This is a genomic window from Ahniella affigens (assembly GCF_003015185.1).
GTDB classification, from domain to species: domain Bacteria; phylum Pseudomonadota; class Gammaproteobacteria; order Xanthomonadales; family Ahniellaceae; genus Ahniella; species Ahniella affigens.
Genome location: NZ_CP027861.1, coordinates 37943 through 55315 on the forward strand (window position 1 = coordinate 37943; position 17373 = coordinate 55315).

At 59.7% G+C, this 17373-nt stretch carries 16 protein-coding genes; 2 read left to right on the forward strand and 14 right to left on the reverse strand.

Going from position 1 to position 17373, the window contains the following annotated elements:
• Positions 1 to 398: 398 nt before the first annotated feature.
• The 14 genes from C7S18_RS23590 to C7S18_RS23655 form a co-directional block, all read right to left on the reverse strand.
• On the reverse strand, positions 399 to 914 hold the full coding sequence (locus C7S18_RS23590) for a hypothetical protein (protein WP_106894196.1): 516 nt from the start codon (positions 912 to 914) through the stop codon (positions 399 to 401).
• An 81-nt stretch (positions 915 to 995) separates the two neighbouring features.
• Positions 996 to 1601, reverse strand: a complete 606-nt coding sequence (gene tmk / locus C7S18_RS23595; RefSeq protein WP_106894197.1) for a dTMP kinase — start codon at positions 1599 to 1601, stop codon at positions 996 to 998.
• A gap of 327 nt (positions 1602 to 1928) precedes the next feature.
• Positions 1929 to 2981: an ATPase, T2SS/T4P/T4SS family gene (locus C7S18_RS23600; RefSeq protein ID WP_106894198.1), complete on the reverse strand. Its 1053-nt coding sequence runs from the start codon at positions 2979 to 2981 to the stop codon at positions 1929 to 1931.
• A 4-nt stretch (positions 2982 to 2985) separates the two neighbouring features.
• Positions 2986 to 3492, reverse strand: coding sequence for a hypothetical protein (locus C7S18_RS23605; protein ID WP_106894199.1), 507 nt, complete (start codon positions 3490 to 3492; stop codon positions 2986 to 2988).
• A gap of 1 nt (position 3493) precedes the next feature.
• Complete coding sequence (locus tag C7S18_RS23610) at positions 3494 to 4003, reverse strand: hypothetical protein (protein WP_106894200.1); 510 nt, start codon at positions 4001 to 4003, stop codon at positions 3494 to 3496.
• A 50-nt stretch (positions 4004 to 4053) separates the two neighbouring features.
• Positions 4054 to 4608 carry a type 4 pilus major pilin gene (locus tag C7S18_RS23615; protein ID WP_106894201.1) on the reverse strand — a complete coding sequence of 185 codons (555 nt, stop codon included), beginning with the start codon at positions 4606 to 4608 and terminating at the stop codon, positions 4054 to 4056.
• A gap of 106 nt (positions 4609 to 4714) precedes the next feature.
• Entirely contained in the window at positions 4715 to 5860 is a 1146-nt protein-coding gene (locus C7S18_RS23620) for a type II secretion system F family protein (protein ID WP_106894202.1), read from the reverse strand.
• Positions 5860 to 7479 (reverse strand): GspE/PulE family protein, encoded by a 1620-nt coding sequence (locus tag C7S18_RS23625; protein ID WP_106894203.1) that lies wholly within the window; start codon positions 7477 to 7479, stop codon positions 5860 to 5862. Before C7S18_RS23625 ends, C7S18_RS23620 begins: the two co-directional genes overlap by 1 nt.
• Before the next feature lie 12 nt (positions 7480 to 7491).
• Positions 7492 to 7986 (reverse strand): hypothetical protein, encoded by a 495-nt coding sequence (locus tag C7S18_RS23630; RefSeq protein ID WP_106894204.1) that lies wholly within the window; start codon positions 7984 to 7986, stop codon positions 7492 to 7494.
• Positions 7970 to 9100, reverse strand: coding sequence for a hypothetical protein (locus C7S18_RS23635; protein ID WP_146152104.1), 1131 nt, complete (start codon positions 9098 to 9100; stop codon positions 7970 to 7972). Before C7S18_RS23635 ends, C7S18_RS23630 begins: the two co-directional genes overlap by 17 nt.
• A 367-nt stretch (positions 9101 to 9467) precedes the next feature.
• Complete coding sequence (pilN, locus tag C7S18_RS23640; protein WP_206208059.1) at positions 9468 to 10895, reverse strand: PilN family type IVB pilus formation outer membrane protein; 1428 nt, start codon at positions 10893 to 10895, stop codon at positions 9468 to 9470.
• A gap of 127 nt (positions 10896 to 11022) precedes the next feature.
• Positions 11023 to 11496 (reverse strand): TcpQ domain-containing protein, encoded by a 474-nt coding sequence (locus tag C7S18_RS23645; RefSeq protein WP_106894207.1) that lies wholly within the window; start codon positions 11494 to 11496, stop codon positions 11023 to 11025.
• A 4-nt stretch (positions 11497 to 11500) separates the two neighbouring features.
• Positions 11501 to 12316: a S49 family peptidase gene (locus C7S18_RS23650; RefSeq protein WP_106894208.1), complete on the reverse strand. Its 816-nt coding sequence runs from the start codon at positions 12314 to 12316 to the stop codon at positions 11501 to 11503.
• Positions 12317 to 12491: 175 nt separating this feature from the next.
• Positions 12492 to 13190, reverse strand: a complete 699-nt coding sequence (locus C7S18_RS23655) for a conjugative transfer protein MobI(A/C) (RefSeq protein WP_146152106.1) — start codon at positions 13188 to 13190, stop codon at positions 12492 to 12494.
• A gap of 1120 nt (positions 13191 to 14310) precedes the next feature.
• Here C7S18_RS23655 and C7S18_RS23665 point away from each other — a divergent pair.
• Positions 14311 to 15342, forward strand: coding sequence for a ParM/StbA family protein (locus C7S18_RS23665; protein ID WP_106894211.1), 1032 nt, complete (start codon positions 14311 to 14313; stop codon positions 15340 to 15342).
• A gap of 647 nt (positions 15343 to 15989) precedes the next feature.
• Positions 15990 to 16625: a hypothetical protein gene (locus tag C7S18_RS23675; protein WP_146152107.1), complete on the forward strand. Its 636-nt coding sequence runs from the start codon at positions 15990 to 15992 to the stop codon at positions 16623 to 16625.
• Positions 16626 to 17373 lie beyond the last annotated feature (748 nt).

The window sequence follows — 17373 nt, forward strand, 5'->3', positions numbered from 1 at the left end:
ACTCATCGTCCGTGCCCCGGCCGGCGTTCGTGGGGAGTCTCGCACGAAGGGTAGAAACAGTTAGCCTGAGCCCAGTTTGGTCTGCAGGTTTGCGCGCATGTTGGGATGGTATGGAGGATGTCACTCATTCAAGCACCTGGTCACAGAGGTTAGCTTGGCGCTCGCGATGGATGTGACGCTTTGCCAAGCGAATCCAGAACTGTCTCGACGCGGCCGAAAGGTCGGGCGAGTTGATTTGGATTCCCCTTAAGTGAAGCCAGGCCAAGCAGGCTTGGGCGTGAGCCGGTATCGGGAAATGCCGATTCAGCACGCGAGAAGCCCTCACTGCGGCATCCTGTGCTCGCCGCTTGGCAAGAGACTGCAGGCGCTTGGCAAGCACGTTTGGATCGCCGGAGCGCTCACCGCGCGGCACGATCTGGCCCTTCCATGTCTGCGACGTCAGGGCTGGTCATCGCTTCAAAGTCCTCTTGGGACAACCGCCGCATGCCGCCCATGAAATTCGCGCCCCACTTTGGAGTGTCCATGAACGAGAGGCGTGCTGCCCGGCGCCGGACGAGGATCGGCTTGCGCAACCAGGTCACACCCTCAAGCACCAAGACTTGGCAAGGGGTGCCCGACAGAGCGAGCGGATAGCGACGGGCGAACGGAGGTGACCAAGGCTGCTTAAACTGCACAGCGGCCGTTGCCACCACGCACTGATTCCGGGTTCCCGACAGGTAGATGGCAACGCGGTCACCCTCCCTCACGAGGTTCTTACACGGGGTTCGTGACCAGAGTGGCCACATGCCGGCATCAAGCAGCTGGCGCGCCGCTTCGAGAGCAGAGAGGTGCCCACCCCCGGCGAGAAAATCTGGTTGCTTGATCAGGACGAAATGCTGCACCTGGGTCTTGGTCGGCTCGGCGGTTCTGGCCATGGCAGTAGACGATCGCGGTGGTAGGTATTCGAGTCGGTCGGCGCAGGAGTCGCCGCGCCTGTGGTATGACGGAGAGGTTATCTAGGAACGCTGCAGGGCACTGTCGACAGCCCGGCGTGCGGCGGCCGTAACGATATCGAGCGGCTCGCGCGCATCAATGCGGATGAACGTGATGCCCCGCATTAGTTCCGGATCGGCCCATACCGACTCGTAGCGCGCTGCGCATGCGACGAGGGTTTCGTAGGACTCCGGTGCGGTGGGCTTCTCGCCGCGCGCCTGAATTCGCGCGAGTGCGAAGACCGGCGGCAAATCGAGAAAGACCAGGACATCGGGCCTGGGGGCGAACTGCATGTTATCCCGGACGATCGAGCGCGCATCTTCAACGCTGAGACCTTGATAGGCGGCGGTGGAATAGAAAGATCTATCGCAGACAACGATCTCTCCGCGAGCAAGCGCTGGACTGATCACCAGTTCGACATGTTGTCGGCGATCAGCCTCGATCAATGCACGTTCGGCCTCCCTCGACAAGCGTTCACCGCGGCCGAAGGCCTCACGAAGTGCCTTGCCGTACGGCCCAAGGGTGGGCTCGCGCGTGAACAGCGATCGAGGCAGGTTGCCGAGCGCTCGAATGAGCTCCGTCTTCCCCGATCCGTCGATGCCTTCAACTACCACCAGGCGGCCAGTCATGCCCTTCTCCTATGTACTGATCAGTAAGGCTACACGTCTTGATCAACCTCGCAATTTCGCTGCCCCTAGCGCGTTGTCACGTAGGTCGTCAGGGCCGGCTCAGCCTCCATCGTTCATCTGCCTCGGCTCTCTTCCGGCGGTCTCGGCCAGCACTTTCGCCGCAATCTAACGGGCGCCAGTAGGAGCGTGACAGGGCTTTGGCGAAATTCTTTGAGAGGCGGACGAAATGCACTGAGTTGAGCGTACTGATCTCTCCCAGGTTGCCGGATCTCCGAGCGGTCTCGATCGCCACCGCCGGCAGATCAGCGCCTTGAGAGGGTCAGCCATTCATCGCCGGAAGCGTTTGAGGAAATCGGCAAGGCTAGGCCGATCCACGCGAGCCATGAAGCTGCCTTGCTGATCAAGCTGCTCGGCTAGGGCCCCGAGGTCATTGTCACGGATATTGCCGGCGGCCGGCGACTTTTCGCCGGAGCTGTAGAGCAACTCTCCGGTCAACGTACCAGCGTCCCACCCAGACTTTTCCGGGTCGATGTGCAGTTTCTGCGTGACGATGAGGCGGAGCGCAGCAGCCGTTAGGTCCTGCGCTTGCGACTGCCCTAGGTCGCGAGTGGCCATGGAAATCAGCCGCCGCAGCGCGCTCTCAATGGTCGAACCGTGCAACGTCGTCAGCACGAGGTGACCCTGGTTGGCGGCTCGAAGAACCTCGGCTGCACTGGCCTGGTCGCGGATCTCGCCAAATAGGAGAATTGTTCCCCCGCCGGGCGCAGTCGGGTAGGCGCGAAGCGCAGCGCGAAGCGCTTTCACGTATGCTTCTGAAGGGTCATCGTGGGGGTCAACTTCGGTCTGCACGCACTTGCCGGCACCGTGCCAGCCGTGGAGCGGCATTTCAATTGGATCCTCGATCGTGGTCATGTAGCCACCGTACCGCGCAAGGCGACTTGTCCCAAGAGCGCCCAAGGTGACCGACTTTCCGGACCCTGTTGGTGCGACGACGACTATCAGGCCGCCCGTGCAGAAGTCCTCGGCCATGAACAGGTCGCGCCAGAGATGCGGAAAATTCAGGTCATCAATCGCTGGCATCTTCTCCGGCATTCGGCGCATGGCGGTCATGACGCCGCCTCGGCACCGATATCGCTCGGCGCGGAATGACTGGCCTACTCCAAGCTCGATTCGAACACTGGCGCCCACCGGGTGCTTCAGCACGTGTGGGGATATCCGCTCAAGGAGGTCAGCGTACTCAGTGCCTTGGGCCTGCGCCCGCTTGGCTAGGCCAATCGAGGAGTCACCCAGATCAATGGTGCCGTCCTCGCGGTGCTTGATGTTGATGTCGCGCACATCCACTGGGATGGGGATGAATTGAAGGATCGATTCGGTGGCCACGGGTTCAATCAGTTTGAATAACGATGTTGTGCGTTGTGGCAGTGCACCTGGCCGCCAAAACAGCTTCAGTCGGCATGGATTGGCCGGCAGCCGTTTTCACAGCAGTGATATCGACCCAGATCCGGTCGAAATAGGGCCACGCGCCCAGAAGCGCGCGCCGGCATGTGTCGTCGCGTTGAACCGAGACTGTCAACAACATGAGCGTTGGATCGCCACCATCGGCCGCCACGCCGATGTACCCAGAAAGGGGATGACGGATTGACGTTCCTCCCATCACCCACTTCGGCGGCAGCTGCGGGATGATTTCACTCGTCGACAACCCAGTGTAGGACGTCGATTGCTCATAATTGCGTCGGGCAATCGTCACCGTTGCCTGGAGCAGCTGCACGTACTCACTTTCCTGCATGTCGCCGTACATGTCGGTGACAATCGGGATTGCGATCGCTCCTCCAATAATCAAGAGGACCAACACCAGCATGTATTCCAGCAATGTGTAACCGCGGGCATGCATTTCAGCTCCCTTCCACGTCGATAGAGATGGAGGCGCCGACGCACTGGGCAAACTGGGCATCACCAAGCGTCGAGCTCATTCCTGATTTGAGGACGGTTCCATTCACGCGCACACGCGGGTAAGTCGTCCAAACCTGCCGGAGCACCGCGCGGCACTCAGCGACATTCAGTGCCGACAACCGCACCCAGAAACCATACGAGCCATCCGCGACGATGCTGAGCGGTCGGTTGAGCGCTGTTCGCAGGCTGGTCGCAGCACCAGTAGTCGGAGTGCGCTGGTTGGGCGGCACGATGTCAGCGATCTGACTCACGACCACGGACGCATATCCGTCCGACTGATTCATCGCAATTTCCCGCGTCCGCGCAGCGGCCCGATGCACTACGTCGACGGTGGCTGACACCCGCTGACGTTGTTCCTGGACACGCCACAGGGCGATCAGCCCAGTGATCAGGGCCGAGACCAGGAACAGCGTCAGTATCAGGTTCATCAAGCTGTAGCCGTGAGCGCGCATGGGTATCCACTCGGGGTGGCCGTCCTTGGCCATTGGGGGTCCGAAGGGGCTTACTGGTTCGTGAAAACAGCGGTAACGGTTGCCGCACTCTGGCATCGGCCGTCGGCCGTGGCCTTGACATACGATGTGCCTGCAGAGCGGTCTTTCACAGTCGTGCCGGCGACAACGATCTGTTCGAATTGGGACTCAACACCTGCAACAATTTTCGAGCAGGCTGCCGTATCGAGCGTCAGCGTGATCGAGTAGGCGCCATCAGTATTGCCGGTCGGATAGGTCGCAGGGGCGAGGGTCACATTGCCAAGACCAATCGGGTTCTTGATGTTGTTGCCGTTCAGACGGTTGGCGGGCAGTGACTGGTTGCCGGCGAGCGTAGCCGCAGTCATGCCGGTGTAGGGACCGCCGTTCGGGTATTCGCTCTTGACGCCAACTTGGATCTGGCTGAGCAGTTCCTTCGTGTCGGTCACCTTGCCAGCAGTCTGGCTCCAGATGAACGCAGCGAGCAACCCAGCTGCAGCAATCAAAATCAGGACGTTGTAGAGGTTGAATTCGAGGATGGAGTTACCGGCAACCTGGTTCTTGGCGGGTACAAACTTGATGTTACGCATGTGAGCTTGGCCTCATGTTGGAAAAACCGTGAATCACGGTGGGGATACGGTAGCGATTCGCCCGGACGAGGCTCCCGTGAAAAGAAGGGCTTTTTGAGCGCTTTTCTTACTGCACGCCGTTCTGGAGCTCCTGAACGTAGTCCTGTGCAGAAATGGTGACTGCATACACAGCGCCGTTGACGTACAAGAAGAGCAAGACGAGTGCGACCATCGTCGTGAAGCGAAGGATCGTCGAAAGCGTGGATATGCGGGCGCGAAGCTCCTTGACGCAGGCAGTCCCGAGTAGCTCAAGCGCTTTCGTCTCCGCATCCGCTTTCGCATAGTCGCGCAGGTCTCGCATCAGCTCTTTGCCGAGCAGACCGGTGTCCATTGCCTGCACCACCGTCGCTCCCTGTGATGAGAGGCGGAAGATCATCACGTCAAGGTGCTCGCGAAGCCAAGGCGTTGCCTCGTTGACGATGGCTTCGAGTGCGTGTCGCAGGCCCCGGCCAGATCTCTTGAGTCCCGAGATCGCAATCATCGTGGTTGCGGATTGGTATGCACGGTAGAAGCTCCAGGGAACCAGGGCATGGTCGAGCTTCCTGCGCAGAGGGCCTGTCCAGGTAGGGAGCGCTCCTACAATCTTCCATGCAATGACGATGCTGACGAGCAGAACCCAGTGCCCTGCGACCGGCACGTATTTGCTAAGCCAAAGCATTGGCAACGAAAACCCAGGCCACCGATCTTCAGGGACCAAGGTAATCAAGACATCAACAATCAGCGTCGGCAGCGCATAAATCACGCCCATCAGCATGAGCAGTGAAATGAGCGGCCCGGCTAATGAGCCCTTGATTTCGCCGACGATCTCGCTCACCTGGCGGGCTGCGTCGCGTGCATTGGCAAGACCCTCGGCGACCTTTCCGGCCTCGTCCGCGGCGTAGAGCATCGTGAATTCAGACGGCGGCAGGTATTGCTTCAGCGCGAGGGTCGTCATGGTCGGCGTCGCGCGAAGGCCGTCCAGGATTTGGTCAAGCACTGTATGGAAGTGGTCTCCGTCCTCGGCGGCTCGGTTGCGCATCTCCGTCAGGGCCTCGCGCAAGCTGACGCGCCTACCCTGCCCGCAAAAGTCGTGTAGCTTGTCGTAAAACAGCACCCGTCGGCGGGCCGAGAAGAATTTTCGCTTCAGGCGCCACAAGCGGAAGGCCTCGGCTTGAGCGGGAATGTCCATCCACTGCTGAATTGTGTCTTTCCAGTCGTCTAAGATGGCATTCATCAGCTGGCCACCGTCAGGATCGGGCGATCGTGATCTTTGGGAAGGTACAGCTGGCCAAACCGGTGTTCGACGTCGAACGGGCAAGCGTGTCCAGTTTCAATTAGCGCGAAGGCAGAGGAGTAGGCGTTGCCAGGGCCCAATCCGGCCTTCTTGGAGAGATCGCCTGATGTCCAATACTCGCGCGCCCCTTTCAGGTCGTTAGCCTGCAGCAGGTCACACAGGTGCTGGTCGGGCACAAGGATTTCAGCAACGAGTCGCAACCCGGTGCTGCCACCGGTGCAGTGCTCGCAGCCTTTGTGATTCTTGAAGCGCACGCGATCAATGTTGTTGCGCTTTGCGATGACGGCGCGAACGCGGTTTAGCTGGCGCGTGAACAGCGGGTCGCGCGCCTTTTCCGACCAGCTCAATGCGCAATCTTCGCAGAGCGTTGGGATGAGTCGCTGGTTGCATATCGCACGCAGGAAGCCCGGTTCACCGATCTTTTCGATCTCGATTCCGAGCTTGGTGATTCGCGTCAGTGTCGCCCACGCGTCGGTGGCGTGCACCGACGACATGATCAAGTGCCCGGTCTCCGCTGCTTTGCGACAAATCCCTGCCGTAGAGTTGGTCCGGATCTCACCCAAGATGATGGTGTTGACGTCCTGGCGCAGGGCGGATAAGACTGCTTCGTCAAATCCCCTTCCGTCTGCCTTGTCGACCACCGGATGCTGACAAGCTCCTGGGATATCGAGCTCGACGGGGTCCTCGACCGTTGCGATGACTTTTCGCTGGCCATACACAGCAACTTGGAATGCCCCGATAGCCCCCAAGGTCACTGTCTTCCCAGAGTTGACGGGGCCGCTTATCAGAACCAGGCCATCAGAGGCCATGGCCGCTGCTTCCAGCGCGGTGCACTGATCATCCGTGTATCCGCACTCCGGGAGGGTCCTGTTCTGGCCCGCTCGCTGGGTAGCTTGCACGCGCATCACAATTTTGAAGGCCCCTGCCTTCATCGGCGAGCCCTGATAGCGGAGCTGCGTCCTTACTGTCCGCCTGGAGTCGCCCACACTGACTAAGAAGTCCTGCTCGATTCGACACTGCTGGTAATTGCCAGGCCGGAACTCATCGCTTGCGGACGTCTGGTCCTTCATATTCCAGAGCGTTATGCCAAGTTGCTCACCCTGGCTGCGGGTCAGTTGGTCGGCCATTGGAATGATGTCCCCATGGACCCGAAAGGAAACATCGGTATGGGTACCCTCGGTGCGAATATGGATGTCGCTGGCTCCCAACTCGATCGCTTTTCGCACAATGCTCTCGACCAGTACCTGCGGCTTGCCTTTTTCAGCTTCGGTGAGCAGCGGCGTCCGGGACGATCTGTGCGCAGTGTCATAGAGACATCGAATCACTTCTTCGGTCGCTTCGACTCGCCTGTCGACCTTTACACCTGCCTGAAGGGCATCGCGTTCGAACGCCATGCGCGCTTTTGGCTCCCGCGGGCGGGTAACCAGGAGCACTTCGTGCTCCCGCGTCTCGATGATTGCGCCATGCTGGCGCTGGGCATCGTTTGTGGTTACTGGGCCACCTGGCGCCGTCAAGACGCGCAGGACGGTTGAAATCTCGTGGATGGTGAAGTCACGCATAACTGCTCCGGACTACATCTTGGCTGCGGTCGATGCGCCAGGCAGCACGGGTGTATAGGTCTTGCACTGCCGACTGGACTTCTTGCATAGGACGACGCGATCGCGGTGGATTTCTGCTACGCGTAGCTCCGGGGTCACGTATTCATTGACCTGCAACTCCATTGCAGCTCCGTTCGCCTGGAACTCTGCGTAAGGACCCTTGGCGGTGATGAAAGTGCCCACGAGAATCGGCGCATTGCCGTCTCTTGCGGCTTCGAGGCCCTTTCGAGCCTCCTCGATCTGGACTTCCCCCTGAATGCGCTGGAGTTCTGCTGCGACCTGTTGGTTCAGCTGGTTCAGCTGAATTTGCTGCTGCAGTTGGGGGCTTGGGGGGCGCGCCGCGCTGCTACCTTGATTGATCGGACCTGCAGAACCGGTCTTCTCAACTTGAGGCTGCGGCTCTGCATGCGCAACGCCGCAAAGGGTTGCAACTAGAAGAACGAATGCACTATTACGGACGGCAAACATAGGTAAGCTCCAGGTTCCAGGTCCACGCCGATTGGCTCGGTGTGATGCTCAGTCTCTTCAACGAAAAATGTGGCTCAGTCCAATTGGCCCCGGTGAGTGTCAGCGGCCCCTCGCCGCCTAGCGCCACGGTGCCAGTCAGGTACGCGCGCTCCGGACTGACGTCTGCGAATTTCGGCCCAGCCGTCTCAGCGACAGTTGGGTCGACGGGTACCTGGTATTGAACTGAACGCTGGACCGCATCCGTTGCCGAAGCAGTCAGCCTGAGGTCTGCGGTCCGAAGATCCTGCAACCGCTGTCCTAGATCCCTGATCCATAATTTTGACTGCGGGAGTAGGTCCTTTGTCAAGGACTGCCGAATAGGAGGGGGGCTGATCGCGAAGGTCGCCACGGCTCTCTGATACTCGGCGAAGTACGCCACAGAAGCCTCCTGCTCCAGTGCGGCGATGGTCGCGTTGGACCCCCCCAGTTTCTCTTGGGTGAGTGGCAAGCGATATGTTGCCGTTGCGCTATTTCCCGACGGCGAGCATGAGAACTCTGAGAGTTCCCAGCCCAATTGATACTCTCTTACCCTTGCGAACAGATTGGCGCATCCCATGATTACGTCTTGTGGGACTGGGGTTGCCGTATCTTCCTGGAGCGCGGCTTGAATCGCCGCTTCTTGGGCCGTAGCGTCAGCTTCGGTTAACGCGGCACGGGAGACATCCAGGCCAGCTTCAGCCAACTGCCGGCGTTGCAACTCAGCAAGCGCCTCTTGCTCGGCTCGTAGTGTCATGTACCAGTCGAAAGCGAAATAGGCGATGCCCGACACGACCGCGAGCGCAAGTAGTGCGTTCCCCAAAGGGAGCGGGAGCAGTCGCTTGAACCTCGCTTCCGCCGGTGGGGGGGCGGACAGGATGTCGACCAGCTTCCCAGGTGCCGCTTGCCCGCTCTGGATCGCCCGTTCCAGTAGCGGGGTGGTAATTCGGTTCCGGAGATTGAGCACAACCGAGTAGGGTATTTCTTCGGCTGCCCAGTGCTCCAAGACGTCATTGACCAGGGACTGCACCACTTTGTCATCGGCAATTAATTCGTCGTTTCGCTGAACGACAGCAATGCGACCCTGATCGGTGGCCACGAACCAGGTCCCCCCGGATTCGAGTTGCTCAACGTAGAGGACACGTCTGGATGGGTTCGATCGTGCGACCCACACAAGGGCCGAGACGGCATCCTTTGGAGCGTCCTTGTGCGTGCCCAACATCCAACTCGCGGGCTGGTTGGAATCTTGGCAGAGGCAGCCGCGCGCGAACCCGCGCTTTCTGACAGTTTCCTTCAAAGCTCGAATCGGTACCGCAAGCGTACCTGGTTCAGCCTTACTCGAGCCCTGCCCTTGCCGCTTGGCTTTAGGATCATTGATGTTGCTGAGATTCAGCCACGTCAAATCACCGACTGCCGCGAAGGCCTTCCCTTGCAGAGTGATGGAGAGGGTGATCACGTCGAATGCCTCACAGCACAACCGGCGTGATCAGCACCACCAGCGTGGATCGCTTCTGGCTCGCGTTCGTCCCACCTCCCAAGGCCTGGAAAGTGGCTGAGCCTATACCGCGGCGATTGCCGCCGGCCCGAGTCTGCTCGAAGCCCGACAGTACCATTGTGGCCCCAGACTTCAGAAGCACCTGGGGTGCAATCTGGCGTCTATCGATCTCTGGTTGCTCCGCAGTCAGCCCGAGACCAGGCGATATTTGGCGCAAGTTGCGCAGGTTCGAGATGTTGAGCTCCAGCTGGACGATGACATCGTTGTTGGCGCGAACCATTGGGGTAAGGCGCATCGCAAACCCTGTTGTGACGGTAGCTCCCTGGAACGAGGTTGTTGCTCCGGCGTTCGGGACCTGCAGGGAGGTCACGCTCGGGAGGTAGGCGGTGTCTTCAGTTACTTGGATCGGCGCTGGGCGGCCGTTCATTGTGATGACGTTGGCGCTCTGCTCAATGCTCACATCCCCCTGCGCGCTGAGCGCTTCGAGAAGCACTTCTGATCCGTCGAATCGACTATTGGGATTCAGAAGACCAATCGTCGTGGTGTTTGCAGAGTTGATCGCGTCTGACACCAGGTTGGTTTCGATCTGGAACCGGCTGCTCAGATCCTTGTAGATCACCCCCCAGTTAATGCCGTAGCTCTCACTGGCGTCCAACTCGACTGACAGTACCTTGACGTTGAACTGTACTTGCTTGCTGGCGATCGCGTTGGCTTGGTCCATGTAGGCCTGGACCCGCTGGTGAACAATGGGACTGTCGGTGACGGTCACGGTGTTCAGGAAGCGATTTGCGATTACCTCTCCCTTTTCACCATTCGCACTCGACTGGGCGACGATCGCTTCGACATCTTTTACGAGCGATTCGAATGGGTCGATGCTTGCTGTCAAAGTCGTTGTTTGCCCCGAGCTCGTAGTGAGCCCTGTTGAGGCGCCACTTCCCCCTGAGGATGCGCCGCTGGATCCACCCGACGTACCGCCAGACGCATTCGTGTTGGTGATGGTGTTTTCAATGTTGGTTTTGAATGCCAAGGCATCGAACTGATAGCTTTTTGTTTCCCGGCGGAACAGCTGGACCCGCCCATTGGACCAACGCCAGAAGATGCCGGTGCGCGCTGTTATGGCGTCGAGGTAGCTCGCGACGGTGCCCCGATGCGAGAGGACAATCCCCTCCCCTGCCTTTTGCGAACTCCTTACGTCGTCTGACATTTCGACTGTGATGCCGTAGTGCCTATTCAGCCATGCGGCGATTTCTGCGACGGTTGCAGGTGCTACGGTCTGGCGTTCAATGGGTGCAGCGAGGACATTTGGGAGGGATGGCGCCCGATCCGCAGCTTGGCGCGTCCCGACCCAAACGTTATCGACGACTTCGTACCAAGGCTCGTTGGTCTGAGCGCGTTGCATGTCTGCCTTGGCGCGGGTTGCGTCAGCCGCGATCCGCGATTGCGTCTCGAAAGCTTCCCGCTGTCCCCGCGTCACGGCGCACCCGGACAGAGCCAATAGGAGCACAGTGGCAGTTACTGATCGTAGGTTATTCACAGCGGTCTCCCAGGTTGACGATTCGGAGTGTCTTGTTCGTGTATTCACAGGCCTTGGGAGCGACTGGTCTCCGAGACAGCGCTTTGAAGGTGCCTCGAATTGCCTCTTGCATCGTGCTGCCAACGGGGAAGTTCACATCGACATCCAGGACGACATCGGTTTCCGGCTTGGCTGCCCAGATAAGCTGCCAGCCGGCGTCTTCGGCCCAGCGATTCAGCGTCTGGTGGAGCGTGTCGCCCGCTCGTGCCGACCACTCTCCCGCTGAACCAGCAGTCAGGCTATCGACAAGCGCTGGAGGCAAGGGGGCGAGTTGGGGGGCGTCATTGCTTGCGGAGCGACTCTGATCGTCGCCGCTCGTGACAGCTTTGGTCTGCGGCGCCTCAGTGGCAAAGATCGCAAGGTCGATGTCGCCTACCGGTGTGTCGGGGGATGTCGCGAGCGCGAGCGTCAATAGAATTGCGTGCATGGTGTCACTCGATAGGTGAGGTAGAAATTTCCGCTGCTATGCCCCGGGTAATCGCGCCGGCAGCGAGCGTGAGGATCTGTTGCGGCCCCTGTGGCCTCGTTGGTGTTACATTTTGCCACGTTCCGGGCAACTCGCGCTGAAGGGCGTCGATCGTTCCGACTCTGTCGCCAATCCCTTGTTCGCGCGCTGCGCCCGCGGTGATCAGTGCCCCTTGTTCAGTTTCGGGGGCCAGGTTCAGTTTTGGCCTTTGACCGGCGATGTCGCTTCGAAACTGGGCTGACGCTGCTGAGACCAGTCGCTCGATGCTCGCTCTCTCGGCTTCGCTGAGGGTGCGCAGCGGAGATCCTGCCAGTTTCAGCGGCCCAGAGGCAATTGACTGGTCTGCCACGCCTACAGTTTGTGCGAAAGACGCCCAGGACGTCATTGGCTTCACGATGCCCATTCCTCCGACCAAGGCATACGGGTCGAGGATGACCTCATTTCCTGCCGTTAGGGGTAGGAGTGCTGCCGACGCGGCCACACCCTCTGCGACGGTGTAGACAGTTCGATGGCAGGCCCTAAGCGCCGAGGCGATGCGGGCAGCTTCTCCGGGACTGCCGCCCGGGGACGTTATGCGGACGACCATGGCTCCTTCATGCATGCAGTGGTCACGGATGACCGGGACCCATTGGTCTGCCAACACATCGGTTCCGATCGCGCCGTCGAGGTCCATTTCAACGACCTCCGGCTGGGTATCGCCGAGGTTGCGCCAGAAGCCCCACGCAATGACAGCGGCCAGCGCGCTGATGGCCACCGTAGACCATGTTTGGCTACTGGTCATGCTGGCCTCCCTTGCTTGAAATCACGGATGAAGCGCGCCAATGGCCTCCGGTCACCGACTACTGCCACAGCGGTGATCCACTTCTCGCGAATGTGGTGCCATCGCCGATCTGGGGAGGAAACTGGCCCGAGACCATTACCGGCCCGATTGGATGCTGTCCGTAATGCGTTTTGATTCATTTTGAACTCCGTGGTGGAGCTTCCGGATTACCACCGAGTCCGCCCATGGCAATTTCGCCCAGTTTTCGCGGAGCGCATGCCTTGGTCAGCTTTTCAATCTCCTTCGCGCGCGCGATGAGCTGACCGCACATAGCCCACGCTCGCCGAATGACGGTGGCCGCCGCCTCACACTCCCGGATTAGGTTCGCGTCTTCGCTGTTTGTAGCGATGAGCCTGGTGATATTCGCGTTCTTACGCCGCGTCACCGTGGTGCGACTGGCAGCCGGGCCGTGGTACCAGGCGAGATCCAGCGAATTACCCCGCCGGTTGCTCCGCAGTCTATAGCCCTTGTTTGAACGATTGTTCTCGACGTACTGCGACAGGGCGTCACCGTTCCTGAGAAGCTGGTCTTGGAGGGCTGCGACGAACATTAGGACTGTCGTTGCAAACGAGTCTGGGTCCTGCATGTGGTCTTGGGCCAGAATGGTTGACCCATTTTTTCCTGTCAGGTGCAGCCAAGGGCTTTCGGCTGGTGCGAGTTGGCCAAGCCGCATCAGTGCGGTTGCTGTGATGCGAAGTCTCGTTACGAGTTGCCAGTTTTTCCGAATCTCGGTCGCGGCGGACTCTGTGCTTATGATGAGTGCAGCGATTTCAGGCGGTTGGTTGGCCGTCAGGGCACGGATCGGGCAGCATCTGCGCTTTGCGTCATAGGGCATCGTGTCCCACCACCATGCTCTACCGGTTGCTGTTCGCCTTATGCGCCGGCGCCGACTCCATTGGAGCACAAGGCTTGGGCCGGTCTTGATTGCGAGCACCATGTGCTGCCATCTGGTCTCTTCTGCCGTCCGACGACTCTCGTATTGTTCCTGCAGCGTTCGCGCTGTGCGCACCAGTGCGTCGAGCTCTTTCGAGACAAGCGCTGCCACGTGGCCGGCGCACCGGGTGATGGCCGTTGCTAGGTCCGATGGTGTATTCAGTTCGGCACGCGTTTTGCCCATTATTCAGCCTATGGGCAATTTGGTTGCACGGCGAGCGCATGCTACGCGCGTTGGGATAACGTGCGCTTCGCAGAGATGCGATACCGCAAGTGAGGAATATAGAGCATTTGCGCGGGCTGCAGACGAGGTTCGGTATCTCGCGTGGGTCAGCAGGGGCTTGTGAAATCGCCACGAAGTTTGCTGCGCTGCCGCTCGTCGCATAGAGCAATGTGGCACAGGTTTGCAGCTCAATCGAATCAAGCAGTTGTCGCTGCTGATTTGGCACAGTTTGATTTCCGCGAAGGCGCTTTCAGGCGCGGCGATGGCATCCATTCGTGGGCGCGCTGCGACGGTTTGCGAGAGCTTGGTGGTGCGGCCGACCCGAACGCTGCGCATCCTCGGTCTGACGACGAGTGGATTCTCTTTGCGTGGCGAGAGATTGGCGGTGAGTTGAATCATGCAGGCCAATGTATCGGCGCTCCTGATCCCCGCTCCCGCGCAAAGCGTTGGTTTTGTCGGCCTTTCGTGGCAGCCGGCAGTTCTGCTGTCCTGTTGCTGGCTAGGCGTTTCCGGGTGTTGTAACTGCTCGCACTGGCGCTCTCGGGGAATTGTCGGGTTCGCGACTTTTTGGGCTCTTCTCGGCGCGTACGCGGCCCATTGTGGCGTCGTGATCCGTTTTGTCGACCTGGATGGCTGCTCGGTCGCAAATCGAAGTCACATTCTGCCGTTGCGACGCCACGTGAGCGCTATCCGCGCAAGTCGTGGCAGCTCTTTTTGAGAGACATGGGCTACACCGTCCTTTCGAATTTGCGTGGAATCGCGAGTTCGGTAGATCTGGAATTCCCAAACGGAGAGTGAAATGAGTCGAAAAGTGTGTATGGGCTTGGATATCGGGTACGGATACGTGAAGACCGCTTGGACTGAAGGCTCTGGAGAGTCGCACGTTCACATCATGCCGTCCGGTGCTGCGCTGGCGAGTTTGTTGCCGGCGGATGCGTCAGGTGGGCGGAATCTGTGTGGCGGGGTGGAGGTTCTCGTTGAGGGCGAGGTGTGGGTTGCGGGAGCAAACCCTGGAGAGTTTCAGGCCAGCGTGCGCCAACTCCATGCTGACTACGCGGCGACGAATGAGTACTTGGCGCTGGCGTATGCAGCAATTATCAAGAGCGGCCAGCAGGTGGTGGACGAGCTTGTGACCGGTTTGCCGATGTCGCACTACCTTGATCCAGAGCGAAGGGCACGACTGGTGAAACGGCTTACGGGGAAGCATCCGGTGCGTGGTGGACGTACAGTCACCGTGGAGCGAGTGAGCGTGGTTCCGCAGCCAATGGGAGCGGTGTTCCTGGTTCTCGGTTCTGCAGGGTCCGGGAGAATGGACCGGGAGCTGGTCAGTCGAATCGCTGGCCAGGCAACGTGCACCTTGTCGATCGATCCTGGGTTCTACTCGACTGACTATGTCGTCGTGAAGAACCGTGGCATTCGTGATCGTAGCGCCGGAACATCGACCGTGGCGATTTCGGCTGTGCTTGATGAGACGGGTAAGCGGATCGCCGCTCGGTACCAGGGGGTGCGCGTATCGCGGGAACGCCTTGAGCTGGCGCTACGTGATGGCACGAAGGATCTCCTCGTGGGCAAGTTTACGATTCCGTTTCGCGAGATTCTCGCTGATGCAGCGGCTGAGCTCGGGCGCCGGTTATCGGTCGAGATTCTTGAGAGCATCCGTGGGGAGGAGGCTGTCGATGTGGTTCTCCTTTCCGGGGGCGGTAGCGCGCTGTTCGATGAGCAGCTGCGGGGCGCTTTTCCAAATGCGCTGGTTCACGTCGTCGAGAGTCCGCAGTTGGCGAATGCGCGGGGGTTTCTGGCTCGGGCACGTGCTGCTGCCGGGGTTTCGTGATGGGGCGGCGTGCAGGATGGGATCTTACGTTCGGCGGTACCTGCATGCTGAGCCGTCACCTGGCCACTTTCGGTGCTCGTGCCTGGGCCTATCGGCTGGTGTCGCTCGTGGAAGTCGGCTACGCGATCGACCGCGGCGTACTGGGGCCGGTAGCGGGGGCCGGAGGTGCACTGGTGACGGTTCCTGATGTCGAGGTGGCAAGGTTTCGGGTTCGGGTGGGAAGCTCCCCTGCCCTTTCCGCGACATCAGGGCGAGTCCTCAGTCCAACGGAAGTTCGCCGGCTGGCGGAACTTGGACTCCTGGCCTTGTCTGGCCGCGTGAGGGCGTCTGGAGGCGGCTTGGGATCAGTCCAGGCCGCTGGTGAACCTTCTATCCCGGCTCAGAATTCATCAAGCGAGACCGATCAACTGGTGGCTGAGGCTCGTGATTTGCTAACGGGGTTCCAATTGTGAGGGCGCCCGTTGTGTGCTACGTTGCACACAATGAAGAAACGTCGAGCGTTTGATCGAGGTAATCGGCTGCGATCACAGGTCGTCGATGGTCGCAGCCTGCGTCAGCTATATGCGCCGTCGCGCGTTGTTGGCCCGCGCGACGCTGTGTTGGTCAGCGGGCAGAGGATTGTGTTTGGCGGGAGGGCTGAGGGAAGCGTGCGTGCCTGGATGATCGACCGTCCGGTACCGGAATCGACTGCAGAGGCTTTTGCCGATATCGAAGAGGCCAAGTGGAGTTGGGCGGGCCGCATGCTGGCCATCACGTTGCTACGGTCTCTTGGTCTTGATCGCGCAACGATTGGTAGTTTGGTGGGCATGCAGACCACCCTAGTTTCGCGGTTGCTGGGGCTACCGTCCGCTGTCTTGGCGCTTTTGAGATTGGTCGACGATGGCAGGTTGACGGTGTCGCACGTTGTCGCGCTTGGTGAGCTCGCTGATAGTAGCTCGGCCGAGACCTGGGCTGGACGATGTATCGCCGGTGCCTGGTCGGTCCGTGAGCTTCGGGCAAAACTTTCGGGTGGAACTGTTCAAGTGGCCGAGCTTGATCGGCTGGCGAGTAGCCTAGGTGAGCAGTTGGGAACCAGTGTGTCAGTAGTCAGTGCGGGTGCGGAAGTGCGGGTATCCCTGGCATGGTTTGGTGCGGGTGACCTGCTTGGGCTGATGCGGAAGTTGTCCGATGCAAGTGGAACTGGCGGGCCGGAGGCATTGGGTTCGAAGCGAAGATCACTCGAGCTTGTGCTGTCGGTTGGTGAGTTCGACTGTGTTTTTGGGCATTTGGTTGGCGATCAGTGAGCTTAAGTTTGAGAAAGTCTAAAAGACGATTAGAGCATTGGGCGCTCGTTGCTACTGCGTGCTGTTCCGGGTTTGTGGCTTACCTGGCGGTACGTGCTTCGGTACACGAAGGTACGGAGACGCGGCGACGCTAGTCCGCAGTCCGGTACCGGACTGTTTGCACGGTGAACCTTTACCGTGATTTTCGTTTGCGCAGATCCTTTGTGACGCTGGTTGCCTGAGTGGCGCCACAGGTGAGGGTGGCCGTGTCATTGGGTGGGCATTGGACCCCTACCCTTCACCTGATTGATGGTTCTGGGCCATAGGGTTTTGGGGTTCCTACCTAGTGGCCGTAGAGGTCAAGCGAGCCTCTTGAAGCGTGATCGGCCTATTTGTTGGTCTTGGTGTTTCGCTTAGAGCTGGTTGTCCGGTACCGGACTCGCTGGTTGATGTATGTGTGTAAATTGGTTCCGGGGTCTCACTGTTGTTCAGGGGGTTGAGTCAGTCTCCCTGAGCGGGCGGCTGCAGGGTACTGGGACTTACCCCTCTTTGTTTCGCCAGTTGGACCGTCCGTTGATCTGACGCAAGCACGTACTCACAGGTAGCTTTCCCCTATCTCATTTGCCTCTACGCGGGCTGGGTCGATGGACATGCACCATGCCCCGGTTGTCGGACTGGTCCGGTGCCGGACTTGATTCCGTGCTACCGCTGCGTGATGTCGCAGAGCGCGGAGGTCTCCTGAGTTATGGCTAGGGAAGAGTCTCTTCTG

What these genes read in the sequence shown, in the direction of transcription:
- C7S18_RS23590 (WP_106894196.1), bottom strand. Translation starts at nt 914, where the DNA reads ATGGCCAGAACCGCCGAGCCGACCAAGACCCAGGTGCAGCATTTCGTC.
- tmk (WP_106894197.1), bottom strand. Translation starts at nt 1,601, where the DNA reads ATGACTGGCCGCCTGGTGGTAGTTGAAGGCATCGACGGATCGGGGAAG.
- C7S18_RS23665 (WP_106894211.1), top strand. Translation starts at nt 14,311, where the DNA reads ATGAGTCGAAAAGTGTGTATGGGCTTGGATATCGGGTACGGATACGTG.
- C7S18_RS23605 (WP_106894199.1), bottom strand. Translation starts at nt 3,492, where the DNA reads ATGCATGCCCGCGGTTACACATTGCTGGAATACATGCTGGTGTTGGTC.
- C7S18_RS23645 (WP_106894207.1), bottom strand. Translation starts at nt 11,496, where the DNA reads ATGCACGCAATTCTATTGACGCTCGCGCTCGCGACATCCCCCGACACA.
- C7S18_RS23650 (WP_106894208.1), bottom strand. Translation starts at nt 12,316, where the DNA reads ATGACCAGTAGCCAAACATGGTCTACGGTGGCCATCAGCGCGCTGGCC.
- C7S18_RS23610 (WP_106894200.1), bottom strand. Translation starts at nt 4,003, where the DNA reads ATGCGCGCTCACGGCTACAGCTTGATGAACCTGATACTGACGCTGTTC.
- C7S18_RS23630 (WP_106894204.1), bottom strand. Translation starts at nt 7,986, where the DNA reads ATGTTTGCCGTCCGTAATAGTGCATTCGTTCTTCTAGTTGCAACCCTT.
- C7S18_RS23615 (WP_106894201.1), bottom strand. Translation starts at nt 4,608, where the DNA reads ATGCGTAACATCAAGTTTGTACCCGCCAAGAACCAGGTTGCCGGTAAC.
- C7S18_RS23655 (WP_146152106.1), bottom strand. Translation starts at nt 13,190, where the DNA reads ATGCCCTATGACGCAAAGCGCAGATGCTGCCCGATCCGTGCCCTGACG.
- C7S18_RS23620 (WP_106894202.1), bottom strand. Translation starts at nt 5,860, where the DNA reads ATGAATGCCATCTTAGACGACTGGAAAGACACAATTCAGCAGTGGATG.
- C7S18_RS23625 (WP_106894203.1), bottom strand. Translation starts at nt 7,479, where the DNA reads ATGCGTGACTTCACCATCCACGAGATTTCAACCGTCCTGCGCGTCTTG.
- pilN (WP_206208059.1), bottom strand. Translation starts at nt 10,895, where the DNA reads ATGCAACGCGCTCAGACCAACGAGCCTTGGTACGAAGTCGTCGATAAC.